19 protein-coding genes, 1 tRNA gene and 1 riboswitch are annotated in these 21,568 nt (G+C 53.4%); of the genes, 11 read left to right on the forward strand and 9 right to left on the reverse strand.

What is annotated here, in order from left to right:
• The first annotated feature begins 40 nt into the window (after positions 1-40).
• Entirely contained in the window at positions 41-505 is a 465-nt protein-coding gene (locus MWH26_RS15080; protein ID WP_247974915.1) for a hypothetical protein, read from the forward strand.
• Positions 506-575: 70 nt separating this feature from the next.
• Here the strand turns inward: MWH26_RS15080 and ahcY are convergent, their stop codons facing one another.
• The gene (gene ahcY, locus MWH26_RS15085) at positions 576-1,895 is read right to left on the reverse strand and encodes an adenosylhomocysteinase (RefSeq protein WP_247974916.1); all 1,320 of its coding nucleotides are present in this window, start codon (positions 1,893-1,895) and stop codon (positions 576-578) included.
• Between the two features lie 127 nt (positions 1,896-2,022).
• Positions 2,023-2,784 (reverse strand): DUF4397 domain-containing protein, encoded by a 762-nt coding sequence (locus tag MWH26_RS15090; RefSeq protein ID WP_247974917.1) that lies wholly within the window; start codon positions 2,782-2,784, stop codon positions 2,023-2,025.
• Between the two features lie 144 nt (positions 2,785-2,928).
• Between MWH26_RS15090 and MWH26_RS15095 the strand changes: the two genes are divergently transcribed.
• Together MWH26_RS15095 and MWH26_RS15100 are read left to right on the forward strand one after the other, a co-directional pair.
• Positions 2,929-3,549 carry a hypothetical protein gene (locus MWH26_RS15095; RefSeq protein WP_247974918.1) on the forward strand — a complete coding sequence of 207 codons (621 nt, stop codon included), beginning with the start codon at positions 2,929-2,931 and terminating at the stop codon, positions 3,547-3,549.
• Between the two features lie 209 nt (positions 3,550-3,758).
• Positions 3,759-4,946, forward strand: a complete 1,188-nt coding sequence (locus MWH26_RS15100) for a class I SAM-dependent methyltransferase (RefSeq protein WP_247974919.1) — start codon at positions 3,759-3,761, stop codon at positions 4,944-4,946.
• A 173-nt stretch (positions 4,947-5,119) separates the two neighbouring features.
• On the opposite strand, the gene MWH26_RS15105 is transcribed toward MWH26_RS15100, so the two are convergent.
• Positions 5,120-5,719 carry a DNA-3-methyladenine glycosylase gene (locus MWH26_RS15105; protein ID WP_247974920.1) on the reverse strand — a complete coding sequence of 200 codons (600 nt, stop codon included), beginning with the start codon at positions 5,717-5,719 and terminating at the stop codon, positions 5,120-5,122.
• 198 nt (positions 5,720-5,917) lie between these two features.
• Positions 5,918-6,137, forward strand: a riboswitch (cobalamin riboswitch).
• 171 nt (positions 6,138-6,308) lie between these two features.
• Here MWH26_RS15105 and MWH26_RS15110 point away from each other — a divergent pair.
• The 3 genes from MWH26_RS15110 to MWH26_RS15120 are packed head-to-tail and all read left to right on the forward strand — an operon-like array spanning position 6,309 to position 9,374.
• Entirely contained in the window at positions 6,309-6,848 is a 540-nt protein-coding gene (locus tag MWH26_RS15110; protein ID WP_247974921.1) for a TonB-dependent receptor, read from the forward strand.
• Positions 6,791-8,269, forward strand: a complete 1,479-nt coding sequence (locus MWH26_RS15115) for a TonB-dependent receptor (protein ID WP_247974922.1) — start codon at positions 6,791-6,793, stop codon at positions 8,267-8,269. Before MWH26_RS15110 ends, MWH26_RS15115 begins: the two co-directional genes overlap by 58 nt.
• A gap of 28 nt (positions 8,270-8,297) precedes the next feature.
• On the forward strand, positions 8,298-9,374 hold the full coding sequence (locus MWH26_RS15120; RefSeq protein WP_247974923.1) for a DUF5074 domain-containing protein: 1,077 nt from the start codon (positions 8,298-8,300) through the stop codon (positions 9,372-9,374).
• Between the two features lie 120 nt (positions 9,375-9,494).
• Here MWH26_RS15120 and MWH26_RS15125 read toward each other — a convergent pair whose 3' ends face one another.
• On the reverse strand, positions 9,495-9,773 hold the full coding sequence (locus MWH26_RS15125; protein WP_244697430.1) for a hypothetical protein: 279 nt from the start codon (positions 9,771-9,773) through the stop codon (positions 9,495-9,497).
• A gap of 226 nt (positions 9,774-9,999) precedes the next feature.
• On the opposite strand from MWH26_RS15125, the gene MWH26_RS15130 reads away from it, so the two are divergent.
• The 3 genes from MWH26_RS15130 to MWH26_RS15140 all read left to right on the forward strand — a co-directional run bounded on the left by MWH26_RS15130 (position 10,000) and on the right by MWH26_RS15140 (position 13,418).
• Positions 10,000-10,353 (forward strand): hypothetical protein, encoded by a 354-nt coding sequence (locus MWH26_RS15130; RefSeq protein ID WP_244697431.1) that lies wholly within the window; start codon positions 10,000-10,002, stop codon positions 10,351-10,353.
• Complete coding sequence (locus MWH26_RS15135; protein ID WP_244697432.1) at positions 10,350-10,922, forward strand: AraC family transcriptional regulator; 573 nt, start codon at positions 10,350-10,352, stop codon at positions 10,920-10,922. The genes MWH26_RS15130 and MWH26_RS15135 overlap by 4 nt, the downstream gene beginning before the upstream one ends.
• 171 nt (positions 10,923-11,093) lie before the next feature.
• The gene (locus tag MWH26_RS15140; protein WP_247974924.1) at positions 11,094-13,418 is read left to right on the forward strand and encodes a B12-binding domain-containing radical SAM protein; all 2,325 of its coding nucleotides are present in this window, start codon (positions 11,094-11,096) and stop codon (positions 13,416-13,418) included.
• Between the two features lie 160 nt (positions 13,419-13,578).
• Here MWH26_RS15140 and MWH26_RS15145 read toward each other — a convergent pair whose 3' ends face one another.
• From MWH26_RS15145 to MWH26_RS15155, 3 genes are all read right to left on the reverse strand, one after another.
• Positions 13,579-14,643, reverse strand: a complete 1,065-nt coding sequence (locus tag MWH26_RS15145) for a dienelactone hydrolase family protein (protein ID WP_247974925.1) — start codon at positions 14,641-14,643, stop codon at positions 13,579-13,581.
• Positions 14,644-14,794: 151 nt separating this feature from the next.
• Complete coding sequence (locus tag MWH26_RS15150) at positions 14,795-15,334, reverse strand: GNAT family N-acetyltransferase (RefSeq protein ID WP_247974926.1); 540 nt, start codon at positions 15,332-15,334, stop codon at positions 14,795-14,797.
• A 43-nt stretch (positions 15,335-15,377) separates the two neighbouring features.
• Positions 15,378-15,620, reverse strand: a complete 243-nt coding sequence (locus MWH26_RS15155) for a hypothetical protein (RefSeq protein ID WP_247974927.1) — start codon at positions 15,618-15,620, stop codon at positions 15,378-15,380.
• A gap of 123 nt (positions 15,621-15,743) precedes the next feature.
• Between MWH26_RS15155 and MWH26_RS15160 the strand changes: the two genes are divergently transcribed.
• Both MWH26_RS15160 and MWH26_RS15165 read left to right on the forward strand, forming a co-directional pair.
• Positions 15,744-15,816 (forward strand) — tRNA-Gly (locus MWH26_RS15160).
• A 167-nt stretch (positions 15,817-15,983) separates the two neighbouring features.
• Positions 15,984-16,544, forward strand: a complete 561-nt coding sequence (locus MWH26_RS15165) for a hypothetical protein (RefSeq protein ID WP_247974928.1) — start codon at positions 15,984-15,986, stop codon at positions 16,542-16,544.
• Positions 16,545-16,657: 113 nt separating this feature from the next.
• Here MWH26_RS15165 and MWH26_RS15170 read toward each other — a convergent pair whose 3' ends face one another.
• Positions 16,658-19,735 carry an HD domain-containing protein gene (locus MWH26_RS15170; RefSeq protein WP_247974929.1) on the reverse strand — a complete coding sequence of 1,026 codons (3,078 nt, stop codon included), beginning with the start codon at positions 19,733-19,735 and terminating at the stop codon, positions 16,658-16,660.
• A 622-nt stretch (positions 19,736-20,357) separates the two neighbouring features.
• On the reverse strand, positions 20,358-21,368 hold the full coding sequence (locus MWH26_RS15175) for an HNH endonuclease (protein ID WP_247974930.1): 1,011 nt from the start codon (positions 21,366-21,368) through the stop codon (positions 20,358-20,360).
• Between the last annotated feature and the right edge of the window lie 200 nt (positions 21,369-21,568).

Genomic DNA, 21,568 nt, shown 5'->3' on the forward strand with positions numbered 1-21,568 from the left:
CGTCGAGATGGTAGCGTTAGCCTGGACTTGCCTAAATATTGTGCTTTTAGTGTTGATTATCTACGCTTGGGTACGGGTATTCAAGGTACTCCGGCGAGAAATCGGGGTAGGACTGGCCCTGCTCTTCTTACTTAGTCTGACGGCGTTTAGAGGAAGCTCGTCGGAAAGCACGAGGCAGGCTAAAAACCTACTGTCACCTGATGGGGCCCGCGAAGCCATAGGCAATTGGAGTACTAACGCCACTGTCCCGCTTAACGTCAACAACACACTTCACCTTCGGGTAGAAGCCTTACGCACTGATTCTACCCTGCGGGCGCTAGGCTTATACACTACTATATCCGGCCTTATGCTGGGCCACGATTGGAAGCCTTTGGGCGGCATTGTAAACACCAGCAACACGGGCCTCACTTACCAAATCCATCTGCTGCATGAGTGGAAATTGCTGGGAGCAGGTATATACACAAGTTCTGAAGAATACGCTGGCCGCCTCAACAACATCCACTGATAAACTGTCGGCACAAAAAAGCCCCGCTCCTTTCACAGAAGCGGGGCTTTTCACATGAAATAACTACCTCTTAGTAGCGGTACAGGTCCGACTTGAACGGGCCTTCCACGGGTACGTTGATGTAGTCCGCCTGCTTGGGCTTCAGTTCGTCCAGCTCTACGCCGATTTTGGCGAGGTGCAGGCGAGCTACCTTCTCATCGAGGTGCTTGGGTAGGGTGTACACTTTGTTTTCGTACTGGTCGGCGTTCTGCCACAGCTCCAACTGGGCCAGCGTCTGGTTCGTGAACGAGTTCGACATTACGAACGACGGGTGACCGGTAGCGCAGCCCAGGTTTACGAGGCGACCTTCAGCAAGGATGATTACCTCTTTGCCTTCAATATTGTACAAGTCTACCTGAGGCTTCACCGTGTCCTTGGTGTGGCCGTAGTTCTTGTTCAGCCAGGCCATGTCAATTTCATCGTCGAAGTGCCCGATGTTGCAGACAATGGCTTTGTCCTTGAGGGCGCGGAAGTGCTGCTCCGTGATAATGTCGCAGTTGCCGGTGGCCGTTACCACGATGTCGGCCTCTTTGATGGCGTTTTCCATCTTCTTTACTGCGTAGCCGTCCATGGCAGCCTGCAGGGCACAGATGGGGTCAATTTCGGTTACAATCACGCGGGCACCGGCCCCACGCAGCGAGGCAGCCGTACCTTTTCCTACGTCGCCGTAGCCAGCTACCACGGCAATCTTACCGGCCATCATCACGTCAGTAGCGCGGCGGATAGCATCCACGGCCGACTCTTTGCAGCCGTACTTGTTATCGAACTTCGACTTGGTAACCGAGTCGTTGATGTTGAAGGCGGGCATGGGCAGGGTGCCGTTCTTCACCCGATCCAGCAGGCGCAGTACGCCCGTGGTGGTTTCCTCCGACAGGCCTTTGATGCCCGCGGCTAGCTCCGGGAACTGGTTTAGCACCATGTTGGTCAGGTCGCCGCCGTCGTCCAGTATCATGTTCAGGGGCTGACGCTCCTCACCAAAGAACAGGGTCTGCTCGATGCACCAGTTGAACTCCTCCTCGTTCATGCCTTTCCAGGCATATACCGGAATGCCAGCGGCAGCAATAGCAGCGGCGGCATGATCCTGGGTAGAGAAGATATTGCAGGAAGACCACGTTACGTCGGCACCCAGCGCAATCAGCGTTTCAATCAACACGGCCGTTTGAATGGTCATGTGCAGGCAGCCAGCAATACGCGCACCTTGCAAGGGCTTGCTGTTGCCGTACTCGTCGCGCAGAGCCATCAGGCCGGGCATTTCGGCTTCGGCTAAGCGGATTTCTTTCCGGCCCCATTCGGCCAGAGACATGTCTTTTACTTTGTACGGAACGTAAGCCGTGGTCTTGGTATCAACCATGATGGTAGTAGCTGGAATGCGTTGTCGCTTTTCAACCACAAAGATAGCCAAATTGTTAGTAGGCCCGAAAGCAACAAAGCCCACCCCTAATTGGAGCAGGCCTTGCTTAGCTGGCAGTAAATCTAGCTTAGTTATTCTGGATGATGACGGCCTGCGCCTGCTGAGCAGCTGGCACCCCAGCCCCAGCAATGCCTCGCACTACAATGGTGTAAATTTTGCCGGCTTCAAAGTTCTTGGTACCCGTTCCGGAGCCACTACCATCGCCTACGGCCAGCACTTGCGTGCGGGTAGTGCCCGTGCCAGCAGCAGTAACGCTCAGGCCAAGCGAGGCAGCATTAACCGCCACAAAGCCAGACGCTGCACCAAAGGCGACATCCGTGGTGAGGTCAGTGGCCGCGCCGCCGGGCACCGGTGACGGCACACTGAGCCGAACGGGAGAGGGCGCTCCTACGGCCAAATGCACCAACCGAACTTTGGCCTGGTTAGCAGCCGGTGCCGACAGGTCATCGGAAACCGGCAACAGGGCCGCGCTACCAATCGTAGCAGTCGGCGAGTACACGAACACCGAGTAATTCTGGTCTTTGGCAACCGTTACCCCTTGCGTAACAACCGTTTGGCTGCCGTTATTGATTTTTAGGGTGGGCGTGCCCGCATTCACTTTCAGGTAGCCGCTGCTCTGGCCATAGTTGAGCTGTCCTATCTGCTTGTCATCGGCCAGGGCCGTTACCTGCACGTTAGACGAGGCCGCGGCGTGGGAAATCAGAACGTTGCCTTGGTCGGGAGTTGCCACGTTGTTATCGTCGTCATCGGAGCAGGCCGAGAAAGTAAGTGCCGCCGGCAAGGTAGCCAGGAGCAAGGCCGGACGCAGGAAGGAAGTCAGCGTTTTCATAGAGAGCAAATTAGTGAACTGACCGTCAGAACGAAGGGCCTTGGGCTTTTGTTGAGTGGAGCACGAAATTTCCCTCGATGAATTGCACTTTTTTCTCGCCAAAGCGCTTAGGTCCCTGAATGATTGTACTCTAGATTTGTACTCATGCATCAGCTGTTTCCAACTCGCTTTTCCGGCGCCCTGCGCCGCTCCGTGCTTGCTGCCTCCTGCGCCCTAGGGCTGAGCCTAACGGCCCAGGCGCAACAGGCCAACACCATTATTCGCCTAAGCCCGGAGGACAAGGCGCGGGGCTTTAATGGAGTACAGAAGAACTTCTTCTTTACCACGGGCCTGGGTACTACGGAAGGCGAATATCAGAATGCTGGCTTCTTTGGGCAACGCCTGCGCCCCTACCTTGCTGGCAATGAGGAAGCCCTAGACAACTTGAACCGCTACCGCCGGCAGAAGTGGCTATACTTAGCTGAGCGCGCCACGTTTGTTGGAGCAGTAGGCCTCTACAGCCAGCAGGTACTGGCTCTGGATGAGAAGCAGCAGTATTTCAATGGCACGCAGCAGGTAGCGGCCGGCGTGGCCATAGCCAGCTTGCTCAGCAACATCTTTATTTCCCGCAACACGAATTCCCACTTTCAGCGGGCCGTGGAAGCTAACAACGCCGCACTGCCAGCCGCGCGTACGGGGTCTGTTCAGCTGCGGCCCAGCGCCGTGGGCTTGGCCGCCAGCCGTACCGGTCGCCCAATGGTGGCTCTGACCTGGAACCTGCGCTAGTCTGCTTAACGTTTACAACCATTCCGGATTAGGTGTTGCCTCCGTGGCAATGCCTGGTCCGGAATGATTGTTTTCACTAGCACCCTTTCCTAACGTAGCGCCGGGCCGTTCGGCATTGCCAGAATCCTGCTTACGTTTGAGTATCTGTTGTTCGGGGTTGGTGCGGGCGCTGCGCGTCCGGGCCGGCTCTATTTTCGTAGGAAGCCTACATGGAATACCCCCTGCCGGCAGCGGCTCGGCAATACGTTGCGGAGCATTTGCACGACGACCCCGCCCAGCTTGCGTTGCAGGCCCGCCGCTACCCTGGCCTCCCCGTCCCGGACCTAGTTCGGCAGATTCAGGCCCGCCAGAAGGCTCGCACCAAGCTCCCAACTTGGGCTGAAAACCCCGACCTAATTTTTCCGCCTACTCTCTCGGTTGAGCAAGCCTCTTCGGCTCGTACGGCAGCGTTCAAGGCTTCCCTGGTGCAAGGCCAGCGCCTCGCTGACCTCACGGGTGGTTTCGGGGTAGACTCCGCCCACTTTGCTGCCAGCGTGGCCGAGGTGCACTACGTGGAGCGCAACGCGGCTTTGGCCGATGTGGTGCGGTATAACTTGGCGCAGCTAGGTATTCAGAACGTGCAGTGCCACACCGAGGACGCCGTGCATTTCCTGCGCAATACGCCCGATACGTTCGACTGGCTGTACCTGGACCCCGCTCGCCGGGACACGGCCGCCAAAAAGATTTTCCGCCTCCAAGACTGCGAGCCGGACGTGCTGCGCATTATGCCCCTGCTCTTGCACAAGGGTCGGAGCGTATTGCTCAAAACCTCCCCCATGCTCGACATTGAGCAGGCCATTCAGGAGCTGCGCCACGTACGGCGGCTGTGGGTACTAGCCGTGGACAATGAGTGCAAGGAGGTACTATACGAGCTAAGCCCAGAGCCGGCCGTAGACCCGGAACGCTACACGGTGAACCTGCTACGCAACGGGCAGCAGCAGGAGTTTCGGCTGAACCGGGCGCGCGAAGCCCGCGCCATTGCCCGCTACGCCGAGCCGCAGCAGTACCTCTATGAGCCCAACGTGGCCGTACTCAAGGCCGGCGCGTTCCGCAGCATCGGGACGGCCTACGAGATGCTCAAGCTGCACCAGCACAGCCACCTCTACACTTCTGATGTACTGCGCCCGGAGTTTCCCGGCCGCATCTTCCGCATCAAGGCCGTGGAGAAATACGACGGCCAGGCCCTGCGCACCCACCTCGGCCCCGAAGCCCGCGCCCACGTCACTACCCGCAACTTCCCCGATACCGTGGCCGAGTTCCGCCACCGCACTGGCATCCGCGAGGGCGGCGACCTGTACCTATTTGCTACCACCAATCTGGAAGGCAAGCTCATGGTCCTGGTCTGCGAGAAGCTCTAAGCAGTGAAATGGTGAGTTGGTGACCTAGTGAGTTTGAAAAAGCCCGTCAGCCTGAGCGCCGCGAAGGACCTTGTCACGCAGGAACGAGACGTTGTTACGTTCATTATTCCTGCGTGACAAGGTCCTTCGCGGCGCTCAGGATGACGGGTTGTTGTTATGCTACTTCAACTCACTCACCGTGCCGGGCTAGTCCAGGGGTTGCCTTTGAGGCGGAAGCGCCAGGGTAGAGCGGCATCTTCGCCGGCATAATCGATGCCCACGCGGGGCGAGGCCGTGATATGGTCCTCGGGCACTACGTCGCCTCGGTCTTCCAGCCAAACGACATCGCCGGTTACCGGCAGGCCGTAGTGGGCAGTGGTAAGGCCGAGGGCTTGGGTGAGCAGACCGGGGCCGCCCGTGAGGTTGCGGCGTACCTCCGTCATGCCCCGGCGCAGCAGCATTTCCGGAATGCCTTCCGTAGGCTCCAGCCCCCGAATCAGTACGGCGTCGGCCTTGCCGGCTTCGTTGGTAATGATGTTGAAAAGGACGTAACGCCCGTAGATCAGGTAGGTGTAGGCCACGCCGCCAGGTTCGTACATCACGCGGGTGCGCGCCGTGTAGCGGCCCAGGTGAGAGTGGCAGGCTTGGTCGTTGATATGCGCGTAGGCTTCTGTTTCCACGATGCGGCCGCCGGTAAGCACCCCGTTGATGCGCGTAAACACATATTTACCGAGCATTTCGCGGGCAATAAGAACAGGATCGGGGCGGCGGTAAAACTCAGCGGGCAGCTTCATGAATGGATAACTGGGTAGGGAGGAGCTAGGAGCTAGGAGCTAGGAGCTAGGAGCTAGGAGCTAGGAGCTAGGAGCTAGGAGCTAGGAGCTAGTGGTACCGATTGCTCCCACAAAGGTTACAATGCTGAACTACCCGTCTCCTTACTTCTGATTCCGGTCTCCTCGCTCCCAACTCCTAGCTTCTTTCTGACTTTGCTGTTACCTTTGCAGCGTAGAGGTGGCCGGACCCCGATTGGGGGGCGAGGCTGAAAAGGGAATCCGGTTTAATTCCGGAGCTGTCCCCGCAACTGTACGCTTCACGAGTCGGCGCGTCATCACCGGCCACTGTTTCACAGGCACTTTCCTTGGAAAGCCGCCGAAATGGGAAGGCGACGCGCCCGGAGCAAGCCAGGAGACCTGCCTCTGCATTTCCCATGTTCAGCGCCTGCGGAGGAAGGGCGGAGAATGAATGCAGTGGCGGCGCTTCAGCGCGGCTAGATTTTCGTCTGTTTTCGGCCTCGGCTCCGAGGAAGCCGCGAGTGGCTTTGCTGCCCGCGCAACCCTGGGGTTTTGAACTGAATTTTTCGATTGCGAAAATTTGGTTCGGAAGATGCATTTTCTGAAGTGGCTGCCCCTAAAGCAGCTAGGCCCATTCCTCGGCTGCGCGAGCCTGCTGGCCGTGGCGCAGCCCCTGGCGGCCCAATCGGCCTTACCTCCTGACACGGCGCGCACCCAGCGTTTGCCTACCGTGCGCGTGGCGGGCGTTCGGCCCGACCGATTTGCCGTAGGAAGCCGCCGGCTCACCCTAGATTCATTGGCGCTGGCCAACTACCGCACCAGCACGCTAGCGGAGGTGTTGAGCGCCCGCACGGCCCTGTACTTCAAGAATTACGGGCCTGGGCAACTCGCGTCCATCACCATGCGGGGCACCTCGGCCCGGCACACGGCGGTGCTCTGGAACGGCTTCAACATCAACCTACCTTCCCTCGGCGAAGCCGACTTTGCCTTGCTGCCGACTGCTGGCGCTACGCAAGTAGATATTCAGCCGGGGCCAGCCAGCGCCACCTATGGCAACGGAGCCGTGGGGGCACAGTGCTGCTTTCCTCGCCGGTACGTTGGGGAGCAGGCTGGCGGGCTGTGGGGCAGGTAGAAGCAGGCAGCTTTGGGCTGCGAGCCGGCACCCTGGAAGTGGGGTTCAGCAACGAGAAGCTAGCCGTGCGCACCAGTCTGCTCTACCGTCAGGCCGACAATAACTTCTCTTACTTCGAGCAGGTAGCCACTGGGCGTGTCCGCCGGGAGCAGGAAAACGCGGCCCTGCAGCAAGCCAGCTTCACTCAAGACCTAACCCTGCGCCTGGGGCAGCATGGGGAGCTAACGGCCGCCGCATGGCTGACCGATGCCGACCGCCAGATTCAGCCCGGTATTGGCACCAACAATACTAACGCCCAGGAGCGGGACCAAAGTCGCCGCCTCATGGCCGGTTACCGCCACGTAAGCGCCCGCCACGAGTGGGCCGGCCGGGTGGCCTGGTTTGAGGACGTCATCAACTACCGCGACGACGTGAGCGGCCTAAGCGAATCAACGGTGCATACTACCCAGGCCCAGGCCGAGCATACCTGGACTTTTGCACCTAACGCCTCCTTACGGGTAGGGGCCGAGGCCCAGCACTTTGCGGCTCAGGTAGATGGCTACGGCACTCAGCCCCGCACCGAAAACCGCTTTTCCGGCTTTGCCCTGCTCCGCTACGACCCGCGGCCCCGCCTGCGCTTGTCCCTGAATATGCGCCAGGCCGTATTGCCGGGCCAGCAGCCCCCACTCACGCCCACGGCCGGGGCAGAATGGGAAGTAGTGCAACTGGGCGCCCAAGCGCTCAGCCTGAAAGCCAGCGCCTCTCGCAGCTACCGCGCCCCTACCCTCAACGAGCGGTACTGGCGCCCCGGCGGCAACCCCAATCTGCTACCCGAACAAGGGTTTGGCTACGAAGGCGGGGTAGTGCACACGCTATCCAAGCCGGCAGCTCACTTGCGCCTGCAAACCGAACTCACGGCCTACCACCAACTAGTAGACAACTGGGTGCAGTGGACGCCGGGCGCCTCGTACTGGTCGCCGCGCAACCTGCGGCAGGTGCGGGCCCAGGGCCTGGAGGCCAGCAGTCAGCTTAGCTGGCAACCGGGAGCCTATCAGTTGGCAACTCGGGCTTCTTACGCCTTCACCCACTCCCAGAAAACCCAGGGCGCGGCCTCCGACTCCGACCCCGTGGACCGGCAACTGCCGTTCGTGCCCCTGCACACGGCCGCCCTGAGTGCCGATCAGCAGTGGCAGGGCTGGCAGCTTACCACCACGCTCACCTTCACTGGCTACCGCTACACCGATGCCTCGGCCACCAGCTTTCTGCCCTCCTACCTGCTGCTGAATGCCACTGCGGGCCGCACGCTGGCCGTAGGCCCAAGCTGGAAACTGCTGGTGCTGGCCCAGGGCTACAACCTCACCAACCGCAGCTACCAGAGCTACCAGAATCGCGCCATGCCCCTGCGGCACGGGGCCCTGAGCCTGCGCGTGCTGTGGCACTAACCCGTCATCTTTTCCCTAACTCCTTTTTATGAAGCCATTTTCCACCCTCACCAGCTTACCTAGCCGGATGCTGCTGGGCAGTGCTGCCACGCTGAGCCTGCTGGCCTGCGACCCCAACAACGACCCAACGCCCACGGAAGCGCCAATCATTACCAAGAGCGTATTCGTGGTAAACGAGGGAAACTTCCTGCGGTCGAACTCCGATATCAGCCTGTTCAGCAAGGAGAGCAACTCCGTCAAGAACCCTCTGCTGTTTACTACCGTCAACAAACGCGCCTTGGGCGACGTGGCCCAAAGCATGGCTACTCAGGACTCGCTGGGCTACATTGTGGTCAACAACAGCAACAAGCTGGAGGTCGTCTCGCTGGCTAGCTTCCGCTCGAAAGCAACCATCAGCAGCCTGAAACTGCCCCGTTATTTCGCGGCCTCTTCCGCTGAGAAAGGGTACGTTACCGAAACGGTGGCATATGGTAGCGCTGGTCAGGTTTCGGTTATCAACCTGAAGACCAATACGGTTACCAAAAGCATTCCGGTGGGCATCCAGCCCGAGCGGCTAGCCGTGGCGGGCAACCGCCTTTACGTGACCAACAGCGGCGAAAACACCGTTACCGTCATCAACACTACTACGGACGCGGTGGAAGGTACCATCGTGGTGGGCGATTCGCCGAATAGCGTGGTGGTGGACCGCAACAACAACGTATGGGTGCTGAGCGGAGGCAAGGTGATTTACAACCCTGGCCCTACCTTGCTTACCAAAGGCAGCCTCTCGCAGATTACGCCCGGCCAACTCACGGCCAAAACCCGGGAAGTAGAGGTAAATACTAGCTCCCCGAGCCGCCTGACCATCAATGGTCGCCGCGACCAGCTGTACTACGTTTACCGGAGCGGCGTGTACACGATGGCCATCGGCGACGACAAGCTGCCGACTACCCCGCTTATTCGGCGCAGCTTTTACGGACTCGGCGTCGATCCGCAGGACAACACAATTTACGGCGGCATCGGCTCCTTCACGGCCGCCGATAAGGTAATCCGCTACCGCAGCACCGGCGCTGCCATTGACTCGTTCACGGTCGGCATCGGCCCCAACGGATTCGTGTTCTACTAACCTGGTTCTGGGCTCTTAACCGAGAGTTCTAGCAGACGGATTCTACCCAATGCAACAGCGCCGGCCCTCCTCAAGGAGAGCCGGCGCTGTTGTGTTTAAGGACTTCAGAATGGCCTGAGCTTAGTCGGCGAGGCCGTCATTGTTTCTGTCTTTGCGGTTGGCACCGTCTTCGTACACCTCGCGGCCCGTGGGGGTTTTCTTGGTATTTCGGTCTGTGCCCGAGGTAGCGGAGTCGGCACCAGGGTTTTGGCTGGGCATGTTGGTATCCATTCCCGGATCCTTAGCCTCGCTGCGCTCAACGTTGGTATCCCCGGCTTTGTCGCCGGTATTACAGGCAGTGAGGGAAGTAGTGAGCAGCACAGCAGCGGCCATTGCACGGAGGAAAGCAGCGGTTTTCATGGGTCAGGTTAGGAAGAGAAGTAAGACGTATACTATTTTGGCCTGTACGGCTGACCGAGCCACTAGTTTTTGCGTATGAGTATTTCCTACGCTTGCTACCCTTGTTCCACCGCCAAAACCCGCCTCTCCCATGTCTTGTTGTTACACCTGATGGCTACCCTACGCCGGCCGCTACTGGCTACTGAATAGGACGGACGTGTATCTTTGTCTACCTTTTGCCGCTGTCATGACCCGTCCAACGCTTCCTGCTTTTGCCTCTACTCCCCTCCTGCGGCGGGCCGCCATGCTGGCGGGAATTAGCTTTCTGCTGGCGCTGGCGCTGGTAGGCTATTTGTTTGGGGTGCAGGACCACTTCTTTGGCCGGCTGTTCAGTGCTTTTTTCGTATTTTTCTGGCTACTGGCCGTAACGTTCCTGGGTGTAGTGCCCTTTGTAAACTGGGCGGCTGCCAACTGGTTTGGTCAGGAATGGGCCGAAGCGCCGACGGAACCCACACGGCGCCCTCGGCCTAATCCAAAGGCGGCTACTACTCGTAAACCCACGCGGACCGCAACGCGGCTGAACTCAACCCAACATCCGTGAAAACGACGCTTCTCCACATCAAGAATATGGTTTGCCCACGTTGCATCGAAGCCGTGCGCAGCCTTCTCGAACAAGCTGGCTACCATCCTACCGACGTAACGCTGGGCCAGGCGCAACTTGATCAAAGCACGCCGGCTGATCCGGCTTCCGTGGCGCCCATGCTGCGCGAGGCGGGTTTCGATGTGCTGATGGGCCGCGCCGATCAGCTAACCGAGCAAATCAAAAGCGCCCTGGTAGAGTACCTAGAGCACTTGCGCACTGCCCGCATGCCCCTCACTACCTCGGCCTTCCTCACCGACCGGTTTGCGGCTACCTACTCTCACCTGAGCAAGGTGTTCTCGCGCACGGCCAACCTCACCATTGAGAAATACCTGATCCGCCTGAAAATTGAACGGGTAAAGGAAATGCTGAGCTATAATGAAATGACCCTCAGCGAAATTGCTGAGCAGATGCGTTACAGCTCCGGGCAGCACCTGAGCAATCAATTCCGTCAGGTAACCGGCCGTTCCGTTAGTGAATTCCGCCGCGACCTGATGCCCAAGCGCCTCTCGCTGGATCAGCTGGCGTAGGCTACCTCCAGGCACAAGCAAAAGCGCAGGCCGCTCACTTTTCCTATCAGGGAAAAAGGAGCGGCCTGCGCTTTTGTAGCATTACCCCTCCGGAACTAGGGGTAGGGTGAAGACGGTTACGGGCACCTCTGGCATCGTATCTTTGTTGTCCGCTTCTGACCCCGTGCTGCCGTGTCCGCTTCGCTTCGCATCCTGCTCATTACCCCGCCGCTCACCCAGCTCAACACGCCCTACCCGGCTACGGCCTACCTCAAGGGTTTTCTGGGCGGGCGCGGCTACCAGGTAACCCAGGCCGACCTGGGGCTAGAGCTAGTGCTGAAGCTGTTCTCGAAAGAAGGCTTGGGCCGGGTATTCGCCGAAATTGAGGCCGGCGCTTACTCGCTTACTGACAACGCCCGTCGCATGCTGCGCCTCAAGCAGAGCTACCTGAGCACCATCGGGCCGGTCATTCGGTTTCTGCAAAACAAGGACAACACGCTGGCCCCGCGCATTTGCCACTCGCGGTTCTTACCCGAAGCCAGCCGCTTCGACAATATTGCCGACCTGGAAACAGCTTTCGGTACCATGGGCCTCACCGACCAGGCCCGCCACCTAGCCACCCTCTACCTAGAAGACCTCGGCGACCTAATCAAGGAGACGGTGGGGCCCCAGTTTGGCTTTTCGCGCTACGCCGAAAAGCTGGCCATGTCGGCTACCTCCTTCGACGGATTGCACGAGGCCCTGCAAGCGGCTCCCAACCTGCTCGACCAGATGCTAGTGGAGCTGCTGGATGAGTTAGTAGCGCGGGTACAGCCCAATGTGGTGGGTTTTACGGTGCCGTTTCCGGGCAACTTGTACGGGGCCCTACGCTTGGCGGGTCGTGTTAAGCAGATCAGTCCGGCTACTAAAACGCTGATGGGCGGCGGCTACCCCAACACCGAGCTACGCAACCTACGCGAGCCGCGCTTCTTCGACTACATCGACTTCCTGACCCTGGACGACGGCGAAGGGCCCTGGCTGCGGCTACTGGAATGGCTGGGTAAGGGCAATAGGGCTGCTGAGTTCGTGGAGCATCAGGCAGAAGCTGAGGTGGAATACCTCGCCACGGGAGTAGGTAGTGGCAGTAGCGCGGCCGCGGTTGAGATGGTGCACTCCGTGCTGCAAGGCGCGGTGGAAGCACGAAATTTACCGTTTCAGCGCACTTTTCTGCGGAATGCGACGGGCGAAGTGGAATACATCAATCAGCCATTTCCGGATGTACCCCACCCTGAGGTAGGCACGCCCGACTATTCCGATTTACCACTCACGGAGTATCTCTCCGTAATCGAGGTGCTCAATCCCATGCACCGGCTCTGGAGCGACGGACGCTGGAACAAGCTGACGGTGGCTCACGGCTGCTACTGGAAGCGCTGCTCTTTCTGCGACGTAACCTTGGACTACATCTCGCGCTACGAAACCGCCCCGAGCGCCCTACTCGTGGACCGAATCGAGCAGATCATTGCCCAGACTGGCCAAACCGGCTTCCATTTTGTGGACGAGGCGGCCCCGCCCCTGGCCCTGCGCGACTTGGCCATTGAGCTACTCAAGCGGCGCGTAAGCATTACGTGGTGGGGCAACATTCGCTTCGAAAAGACCTTTACCCCCGACCTGTGTCGCCTCCTGGCCGCCAGCGGCTGCATTGCCGTAAGCGGGGGCCTGGAAGTAGCGTCGGACCGGCTGCTAGCCCTCATGGAAAAAGGCGTGACCATTGCCCAAGTTGCTCGGGTTACAGATGGCTTTACCCAGGCCGGCATCATGGTGCATGCCTACCTCATGTACGGCTTCCCTACCCAGACAGCCCAAGAAACGGTTGACTCCCTAGAAGTAGTGCGGCAGCTGTTTCAGGCAGGCATCGTGCAGAGTGGCTACTGGCACCGCTTTTCCATGACGGCTCACTCGCCCGTGGGTAAAAACCCGGCGAAGTATAAGGTAGCAGCTATTGGGCCGGAGCAAGGTGCCTTTGCCTGGAACGACCTGTGGCACGAAGACCCCACCGGCACCGACCACGAGGCCTTCGGGCCGGGCCTGGCCAAGGCCTTGTACAACTACCTGCACGGGGTAGCCCTGACCGAGCCGCTTAGCTTCTGGTTTGACTTCCGGACGCCGAAGCCCACCGTGCCGCGCCACCTGATTCAGCAGGCCCTGCAGGAGCCCGCCAAACCCGACGACGCCCGGCCCAACAACCGCCTATTTTGGCTAGGCAATGCGCCGGAGCTGCGGTATGAGCCGGCCAAAAAAGGACAGCGGGCCATTCTAACTTTCTACGAGCAGGCCGAGGATTTTGAGGTGACCGTACCGGCAGTTCTGGGCCCTTGGTTACTCGAGCTGCTCACTACCCTGGCTACCGACTACGATACCAAGATTCTACTGAAAGACGCGGCTACCTCCTACCCCACCGCAACCAGCCAACCTTGGGAGCAGTTTCTGTTGTCACCGGGCTGGCAGCTGCTGCGCGAAAAGGGGTTATTGGTACTGTAATACGGTGCCTCCAAGCTCGCCGGCGGCAACTAAGCGAGCAGCCTTTTGCAGGCCTTAATTGAGGCTTAGCCGTGCTTATTCTTACCTAGCGCAGCCTAACTACCGCATAAGTAGAGTCATTTCGTTCGACACCGAGCCCCGAGGATTCTACTTGTCAAAACTACTTCGTGACTTCACGCAGCCATTCAGTGAGGCCTTCCCAGTAACCGGCCGCTGGCTTGGGCCACTGCCACTGACCATCGGCGCTTAAGCGGCCGGGCTGAACAAAGTCGGCGGCGGCTTGCGGATACGTGCGAATCTGCGTCCCGCGACGATTTTCAAGTACGAGGCGCAAGCGTCGGGCACTTTCGCGCACGTTCACGCTTGTATCGAGGCCGGCGTACAGCGCCAGCACCGGAATGCGCTGCTGGCTGAGCGGTTGGTAGTGGCTGGCTTCGTCACGGGTAGCGGCCGCCACCGATTCCAAGACAACAAAAGCAGCGGCCGGCCGGGCGCGGGCGGCGGCCCCGGCTACCTGCGGCCCCACGGAGCCGCGGCCCCAGCACCCTACCCGCCCGGAATCAACCGCAGCCTGGTGGCGCAACGTGCTTAAAGCCGCCGCCGTGGCATAATACGCGCTGGAGTCTGCGGCATCAGTCGGGGCCGGAGCGGTTACGACCAGGGTAACGAAGCCGCGGCGGGCCAGGTAAGCTGCTCGGGTTTGGGCAGCGGCCTGCGTGCGGGGTACGGCCAGCAGTGCTACGGCAGGATGTAGCCGCAGGGTATCGTCGGGGAGGAGGAGGCGCGCAGCCTGGGCGCGGCCGGCGTAATGAACAGTCAGGCCCTGCTCCCGGAAGCCCCGCGGGGCCGCCTCGCCCCGGCGCACCCAGACAAAATCAGCCCGCACACTGTCTATAGTCAACAAACCGCGCAGAAAGTCGCCTTCTCGCACGGCCTGAATACTTATGCCGCCTGCTTGCCCGGCTTGTTGCTCCAGCCGCAACTGCGGCTCCTGGTACGCCAGACGGCCAGCTTCAAACTCCAGCCCCGGCAGCTGCGGAAAGCTTACATCGGCCTGGAGCTTACCCGGAGCAACTTCGCGCAAATCTAGGCTTACCCGCAACTCGCTGCCCTGGTAGCTAACCGGACCCTCGTAGTGGCCACTGGGCAGCGACACTTGGGCTTGTTCGTTTCCGCCCGCATCACTGGAACACGCGGCCAGCAGCAGCGGAAGGCTCCACACCACACCAGAGGCAAGAGAACAAACAGGCCGTAGTAGTTTCAACGGAAGCAGGCTAGGTAGACGACAAGCTAAAGGTACGCGGACATGGCTAGAAGATAGGCGGGACAACTCTTCTCTACCTTGAACCCCACGCAAGAGCGAATACAGGCACTGTTTACTGTAATCCTTTACGCAGAATCAGGTCGGTCTGCTCGTCAGAGCCTACCGTAAACAGGTGAGTGCCAATCTGTCGGAATCCGAAGCGGCGGTAGAACTCCAGGGCCCGGGTATTTTTCTCCCAAACCCCCAGCACAACGGCCCGGCTTCCTTGCTGACGAGCCTCCTCAATAGCGCGGCGCATAAGGGCCGCGCCCAGCCCCGTACCAATCCAATCCTCGCTCACGTACAACCGCTCAACTTCCAGCCGGTCTTCGGGTGTTTTCTCAGGGTCGAGGCCCAGGGTTGAGTGAAGCTTCAGCTTCGCGTAGCCTACGACTTCCTGCACCAGCTGAGCCAACAGAAAAACGGTATCAGGGTCCTGTAGCTCACGTAATTGCTGCTCCGGGCCGAAGGTAGCGGCCTCGTAAGCTGCCATATCCTCGGGGGTATTGTGGGCCACGTACGTTTCATGAAACAGGCGCTGGCCTAGCTCAGCTAATTGGGCAGCCGTAGCCGCATTGCGCTTAGCTACCAGAATACGGAGCGGAGAGGTCATAACAGGGAAACCAGGTCAAAGAAGAGCGGCAAAGGTAAGGCTCCTAATCCACGGTATCGTTGCCGCGCCGTTCGCGCCAGCCGTAGCGCAGCATCATTACAGCCGCTACCAGCATCGTCAGGCTTATCACAATCCGACCTGAACTCAGGACATCCGGGCCCAGCCGCTCATATTCGTAGTAGACCACCCCGAGCTGTAGGCCAACACCAAGTAGCAGCAAAAAGCCAGCAATCAAGAACAGCCAGCCAACTAGGCGGCGGGTAGTAGGCGGAAGAGGCCAGGACATAAGCAAGCAGCAGTTGAATCCGGCGCCTGGGCGCCGCTAATGAAAACAATACCAAATGGAGGGAGCTGAAGGATACGCAGGCAGTTGGAATTTGATTTTCCCCGCGTACTTTTGCTTTACCACGCGGGAGTAGCTCAGTTGGTAGAGCATCAGCTTCCCAAGCTGAGGGTCGCGAGTTCGAGCCTCGTTTCCCGCTCATTCAGAATCAGCCACTTGTCTTTCAAGGCAAGTGGCTTTTTTGTTGACGGTTTAAACGTTGGTTTAAACAGGTCGATAGCTACCTACGTCCTGCTTAGCTTTACAACTGACAAGCTCGGGCTTTAACACAGCGCCGGACTAAAATTCCTTTAAGCTTAACTTCGAATGCTTGGCCTCATAACTCGCACTATCCTTACTATCCTGTTCTCATTAGGCCTTTACCTATCCACGTTGGCTCAGGGCTCAATTACTAAGCTAGATGAAAAGAACGGTTTCAAAGACGCAAAGCTCGAAAGCGATGTCAGTTCATTCAGCCACTTAATTGACGAAGACTGCGGGAGTTCTGAAGCAGGTGTTAAATGCTATACCCGTACTACTGATGTATTAAAAGTCGGAACTGCTTCACTAGACAAGATTCAGTATACTTTCTACAAAAACGCTTTAGCAGTCATTATTGTAACTGTCAAGGGGCGCGAGAATATCATCAGCTTCTCAGAGACCCTACAAGCTGCCTATGGGGCTGGAAAGCGTCCCTATGAAGGAGTAAATGAAGTTGAGTGGAATGGAGAGCGGGTGAAAATGAGTGGAGAAGTTAAAAAGGAAGAAGGTTCTAAAGAGCTAGTGCTAACACTGACTATTATAAGCAAGCCACAAATTGCTCGTTCTAAAACGGATAGGGTTGAGAACCGAAAAGCGGCAATGCAGAAGGCAATTAGTGAGCTGTAATAATCCCGACTTTTTTTGGGTAGAGCATAGCAGAAACAAAAATTATCCTGAACCTAATAATCAAAAAGCGCCGCTTACTTTTAGTAAGCGGCGCTTTTTGATTATTATTCTACCTAAACATATTGGTATTCACTTTTATCCCTTTTCCACGAAGCAGGACTAAAGGTTTTCCAATTATTATCAACAAGCACTTGAGTAAAAGCATCTTTATCTATTTTCTTCCAAAATACTTCAGGAGTAATAGATGTGCTATTTTGGGCAAAATAATGATCAAAAAGTTGTTTTGCCCACTTCTCTAAATTACTCTTTGAAACATCTCCACTATGCAGAAACCGACCAACGACGTCTACTAGCAATGACATAATCGCATCGTCTTCATCGTTGACTCCTAAATTTAATTTATTATATACACTCAGTACAAAGTCATGTACAGGTGACCCTGACAAGATCAATATATTTCCAAAAAACTCGACAAAAGTTTCATCATGTTTTCCATCAATCTCAACATCACCTATTTGCAAGTAGTAATTACGTTTATCCAAATCATCATAATTCCTACGCTTTTTGGCTTTAGAATTTATAAGAATCCAATTGTCCTCCCCTTTAAAAGACCAGCACACATCTACTCTTCTTTCAACAGGAAATATCTTAACATGACTAATAGTTCTACCTTTCAAAGCATGCTCCGAAATGGAATCTATTCTCCTAAAGCTACACAACAAATTATCGATATGTTTTATTTTTTCATCCTTTCCATTATATAAAGTTTTAACCAATGATGTCAAAGGTGGAGCAGATTTAATTTCTTTGATAAGCGATTCAGCTGATCTAAATAAATCGCAATCGATAATCCAAATATGATCAAGAGCCTTGACATCATTTATAGAAGCAATCTTCCGCTCAAAGCTCTGTTCTATCAACAAAATTTTAGCCTTTTCTAACTCATCAAACAATACTGATTTGTCGGCAGGTCTAGTGTTGTCTGAATCATTTGCTCTCACAATGGGTGCAAGAAGGATAGGTGCTTCATTAAGCGCCCATGTTAAAGAGAAATCCGTTCCTTTTTGAATATTTATTATTTCATTTTCAACATGATTTAAATACAGCTGATAAATATTACGCAAAAACTCGTTCCTTTCTGAATTAGCTTCAATATTAGACCGAGCCACATTGGTTTTAGGCGCATGTTTTCCTGATGCATTTACTACGGATACCAAATTTTTTCCAATGTAACCAGGGCTATCAAATTCTACTCTGACACCTTCAATACATGTACCAACCGGACTACTTAATTTTGAGTTTTGACGAGTCTGAGTCAAAAAGCTCCATTCATTAAACTTGTCTGAATATGACAGACCAAAAGCTATATCAATGTCGTTGATTGTATCCTGTGCAACTTTGATATTTTTTCCATCAACTTCATAACCTAAATCCGTTAAATAACTTTCGATGGCATGAGCTGGCGATTGATAGCCAATAGTTATAGATTCTTCATTATCAATGGATAGATTCATTTCACAAGGAGGAAACAATATCCATTTTTTTATATTTTTTTCAAGATCGTCCATTTTCACATCTTGACGCACCTCTAGCTGTATAAATGTACCATGACTATTTACCCATTGCTGTGATTCTTCTTGAGATATATGTTGCAACAGATACTTACCTCCAACATTTTTAATTGTCAATTTTTTTGCAGACACTTCATCACTATTACTAGAATTTGTAACAATCACTATATTATCTGCTATCATAAAGCACGTAAGGATACCAATACCAAAACGACTTATAGGAGTGAAGCCGGGAAAATCTTTAGCGAATTCCTCAGACTGATAACGAGATGACCCTACTTTCAGTAAGTGATTCTCTATTATCTCCTGAGTCATACCGGTACCGTTATCTAAAAATGACAATAATCTACTTTTGTTATTCCATTTAATTTCAACTTTACCTTTATAGCTTTGATCATTTGCTTTATCTTGGATATATCCTTGCAATCTAATCGCATCGATTGAATTCTGTATCAATTCCCTAAGAACTACGGTTGAGTCATTATACAGTGTATGTCCAACGAGTAATTGCAGAATCTTGGATTGATCTAACTTAAACTCAAAAAGCTTTCTTTCGAATCCTTCTGTCTCTATTCCAGAATCATCAATATCATTCCACGGAAATATATAATCGTGAGTACCTTGTTGTTTCGATGCTTTTTTCACCCAATCATATGATTTTTTCAACTCATGATTGGCATATCCGATATAAGATATGAGTCCAAAGAAGCCTTTTGCTCCATCTTCTCCCTGAAAATAAGCTGTAACTTCAATAGTATGACTTGGTAGCGAGGGATCAATATCACCTTCCTTGTTAACTTGCAGTTTGGGAGCTACTGCACTAACAGCCCTTTGTTTACTCCACTCCACCTGACTTTTGGGATCGCTTGGGTTGATTAACCTTAACTCCGTTGAAGGAGTTCTATCAGAGGTTATATGTAAAAGGTCTGCTGTTCTTAATATTATAGCACAGTAATGTAAATTAACTTTTTCCTGAGGGTTGTTTCCATATCTATATGAGGTTTTATATTTAGAAAAATCATTGAGATCATCCAAATGATGACTTTCACATATTATACCTAAATCTTTTTTAAATTTTTGATCAAGGTTGCTCAACATAGACCCTATCTCTTCAATAGCACCGCTTGAACATCCCAAAAGATTACTTGGGTTACCTGCTATCCATGCTTTCACTCTCTCAGCATGTTTATGCCTTACAAACTCTTGATACAAAAACTTTTCTTTTTCATCTTTCTCCATTTTATTAATCTTACTAACCAGCTCAAGATTAGAACTCGTTAGCAGAGCTTCTTTAAATGAAGGAAAATTAGATTTATTTCTATTGTCGTATTCTTCTTTAGTCACAATCATACCTAAGTCATGAAAGTATATCGACAATACTATCATTAACCATTCTCCATCAGTCATTTTATCAGCAGTCTCCTTGGGTATTATCCAATCAAGACTTTCCAAAACACTGTTTATATGACTAATATCGTGTTTAGTATACTCATTGAATATACTCTCTCTTCCTATAAGAGACAATATTTGAGTAACCTTACTTTTAATATGATTCAAATCAATCCCCTGAAAAGCAGGAAGATTAATAGCCTCTTTAGCCTTTAACTCGGCTTTTGTCATTATTGAAATCATGTTCACTTTTTGTTGATTAAGTGTTGTAAAATCAAAAAAATTTATGAGAAACTTATGGGTTAACAAGCCAATCAGATTTAGCTAATTCTATAAATACAGTTAAATATACACCTAAACTATAATGCATTCACTAAATAAATATTCAATTAAAAACCTGACGAATATATTTTTTTACTAAATAAAACCTATGTCATTTATAAAATTTTGATCGCGATCACAATATTACAAGCATTTTCTTACTGACACACAGAAAATTTTCTCATTATAATACTAACAAGAAACAAGGTTATATATGGTCAATACCTGCCATAATTTAATCATTTTAAACTAATAAAACCAAAATAAAATCATTAACAACCAACTACATTTTATAAATTTTGAGATTTATTTCATAAATATAAATTAAATATTTAATTATTGCAATTAAAACTTCTTATTAATATAATCTGTTTAACTTATGAATAATACTCTATAAATCAGCATGTTATGAATTATTTTTTCGAGATGTATGCTATCATAATCTCGTATGATGATCGTACGAATTCAGCCTGTTTAAACCCTTTTTACACTTATAGAATAAGGTTAAGCGAGTGACTCATAAACGGTCGTATCAACCATTATTCAGGACAGTAATAAACTTGCGAAAGAAGGGGTCAGTCGCTGGATTATAGGAGTTTATGCCACCCCAGTAATTTCGTCCCATAACCTTTAACACGTTTTCATAATGCCAGCGTAGCTTCTTCGCACGCTGAACACTTGTAGACCCTAACTCGCGCTCTATCCTAGCCTTCCAAGGATGATTGCTCCCCATAACGTTTTCATTACGCTGAATCAGCTTGGATATGTAATGCTCACCTACCAGCTTGTCACTCTTGCTTGTGTTACAGTAGCTGTGGGACAATACTAGATTCCAGATTTCATCGTGTAGTAGCACTTGACGGGGCAAAACATGGTCAATATGGACGTCTCCGTCGGGTATAGGTTCGCCACAATAAAAGCAGGTGTTTCCCTGGTAACCCTCTAAAAAAGGAATATTGGACGTCAGATTTGTACGCTGATAGCCATTGACCAAGTAAATGTCCCGCGTATCATTTGATAGTAAAGAATGGTCGCGCGTCATTTGGAATGCTCCTTCTAACAAATTCCACCTGCTGTCCAATTGATTGCGAAATGCCGTCACTTGGGTGGACTGTACAAGTGTTAGCAAGCTGTCGGTTAAAGTCAGGGACTTGCCGTGCCGGAAGTGGTAAAATTTATTCCGCGCCAGTTCCTTGTTATTGACAATTGTTTGAAAGCGTGGTATGACGTCGGAGAAAGACGTAGCTGCTACTTCAACGATGGCTTGGCTATACTCCAAACTGCCCTGCTGATACCGACGCACAATCCGCTCCATAATGGTTAAGCGTGTCGGATTACCTTGCTGAGGCAATACTGTAGGACCTGTTAGCCGTGAGGTGTAGTTGTCGAAGTAGGCCCTTGCCAACACTTCCCACGGCACCACTTCACCCCCCTGCTCTCCTAAGTCCAGCAACGTTTTACCTAACGCCATTTTGTAGGTAGCGCTATTTAGGCCATACAGCACAATAGCGGACCAATAGTCTTCGTCTGTGAACGTGGTCAATAGCTTGATGGAATATAGTTAATAGAGACTGCAACTTACACTTCCGATTCATCCAAATTACTAGTTTACTAATCTAGCTTCTCTTGGTGCAAAAGCGCTGGAAGTAGTAAGATAGAAGTAGCCCATGTCTAAACTAGGATGCATTACCTTCTTAACTATTGGGAAGATGTGGTTTACGTATCAGTGTATCCTTACTTTGC

The sequence above is a fragment of the Hymenobacter sublimis genome (genome assembly GCF_023101345.1).
Taxonomy (GTDB): Bacteria; Bacteroidota; Bacteroidia; order Cytophagales; family Hymenobacteraceae; genus Hymenobacter; species Hymenobacter sublimis.

What these genes read in the sequence shown, in the direction of transcription:
- ahcY (WP_247974916.1), bottom strand. Translation starts at nt 1,895, where the DNA reads ATGGTTGATACCAAGACCACGGCTTACGTTCCGTACAAAGTAAAAGAC.
- MWH26_RS15090 (WP_247974917.1), bottom strand. Translation starts at nt 2,784, where the DNA reads ATGAAAACGCTGACTTCCTTCCTGCGTCCGGCCTTGCTCCTGGCTACC.
- MWH26_RS15095 (WP_247974918.1), top strand. Translation starts at nt 2,929, where the DNA reads ATGCATCAGCTGTTTCCAACTCGCTTTTCCGGCGCCCTGCGCCGCTCC.
- MWH26_RS15100 (WP_247974919.1), top strand. Translation starts at nt 3,759, where the DNA reads ATGGAATACCCCCTGCCGGCAGCGGCTCGGCAATACGTTGCGGAGCAT.
- MWH26_RS15105 (WP_247974920.1), bottom strand. Translation starts at nt 5,719, where the DNA reads ATGAAGCTGCCCGCTGAGTTTTACCGCCGCCCCGATCCTGTTCTTATT.
- MWH26_RS15110 (WP_247974921.1), top strand. Translation starts at nt 6,309, where the DNA reads ATGCATTTTCTGAAGTGGCTGCCCCTAAAGCAGCTAGGCCCATTCCTC.
- MWH26_RS15120 (WP_247974923.1), top strand. Translation starts at nt 8,298, where the DNA reads ATGAAGCCATTTTCCACCCTCACCAGCTTACCTAGCCGGATGCTGCTG.
- MWH26_RS15125 (WP_244697430.1), bottom strand. Translation starts at nt 9,773, where the DNA reads ATGAAAACCGCTGCTTTCCTCCGTGCAATGGCCGCTGCTGTGCTGCTC.
- MWH26_RS15130 (WP_244697431.1), top strand. Translation starts at nt 10,000, where the DNA reads ATGACCCGTCCAACGCTTCCTGCTTTTGCCTCTACTCCCCTCCTGCGG.
- MWH26_RS15150 (WP_247974926.1), bottom strand. Translation starts at nt 15,334, where the DNA reads ATGACCTCTCCGCTCCGTATTCTGGTAGCTAAGCGCAATGCGGCTACG.
- MWH26_RS15155 (WP_247974927.1), bottom strand. Translation starts at nt 15,620, where the DNA reads ATGTCCTGGCCTCTTCCGCCTACTACCCGCCGCCTAGTTGGCTGGCTG.
- MWH26_RS15165 (WP_247974928.1), top strand. Translation starts at nt 15,984, where the DNA reads ATGCTTGGCCTCATAACTCGCACTATCCTTACTATCCTGTTCTCATTA.
- MWH26_RS15170 (WP_247974929.1), bottom strand. Translation starts at nt 19,735, where the DNA reads ATGACAAAAGCCGAGTTAAAGGCTAAAGAGGCTATTAATCTTCCTGCT.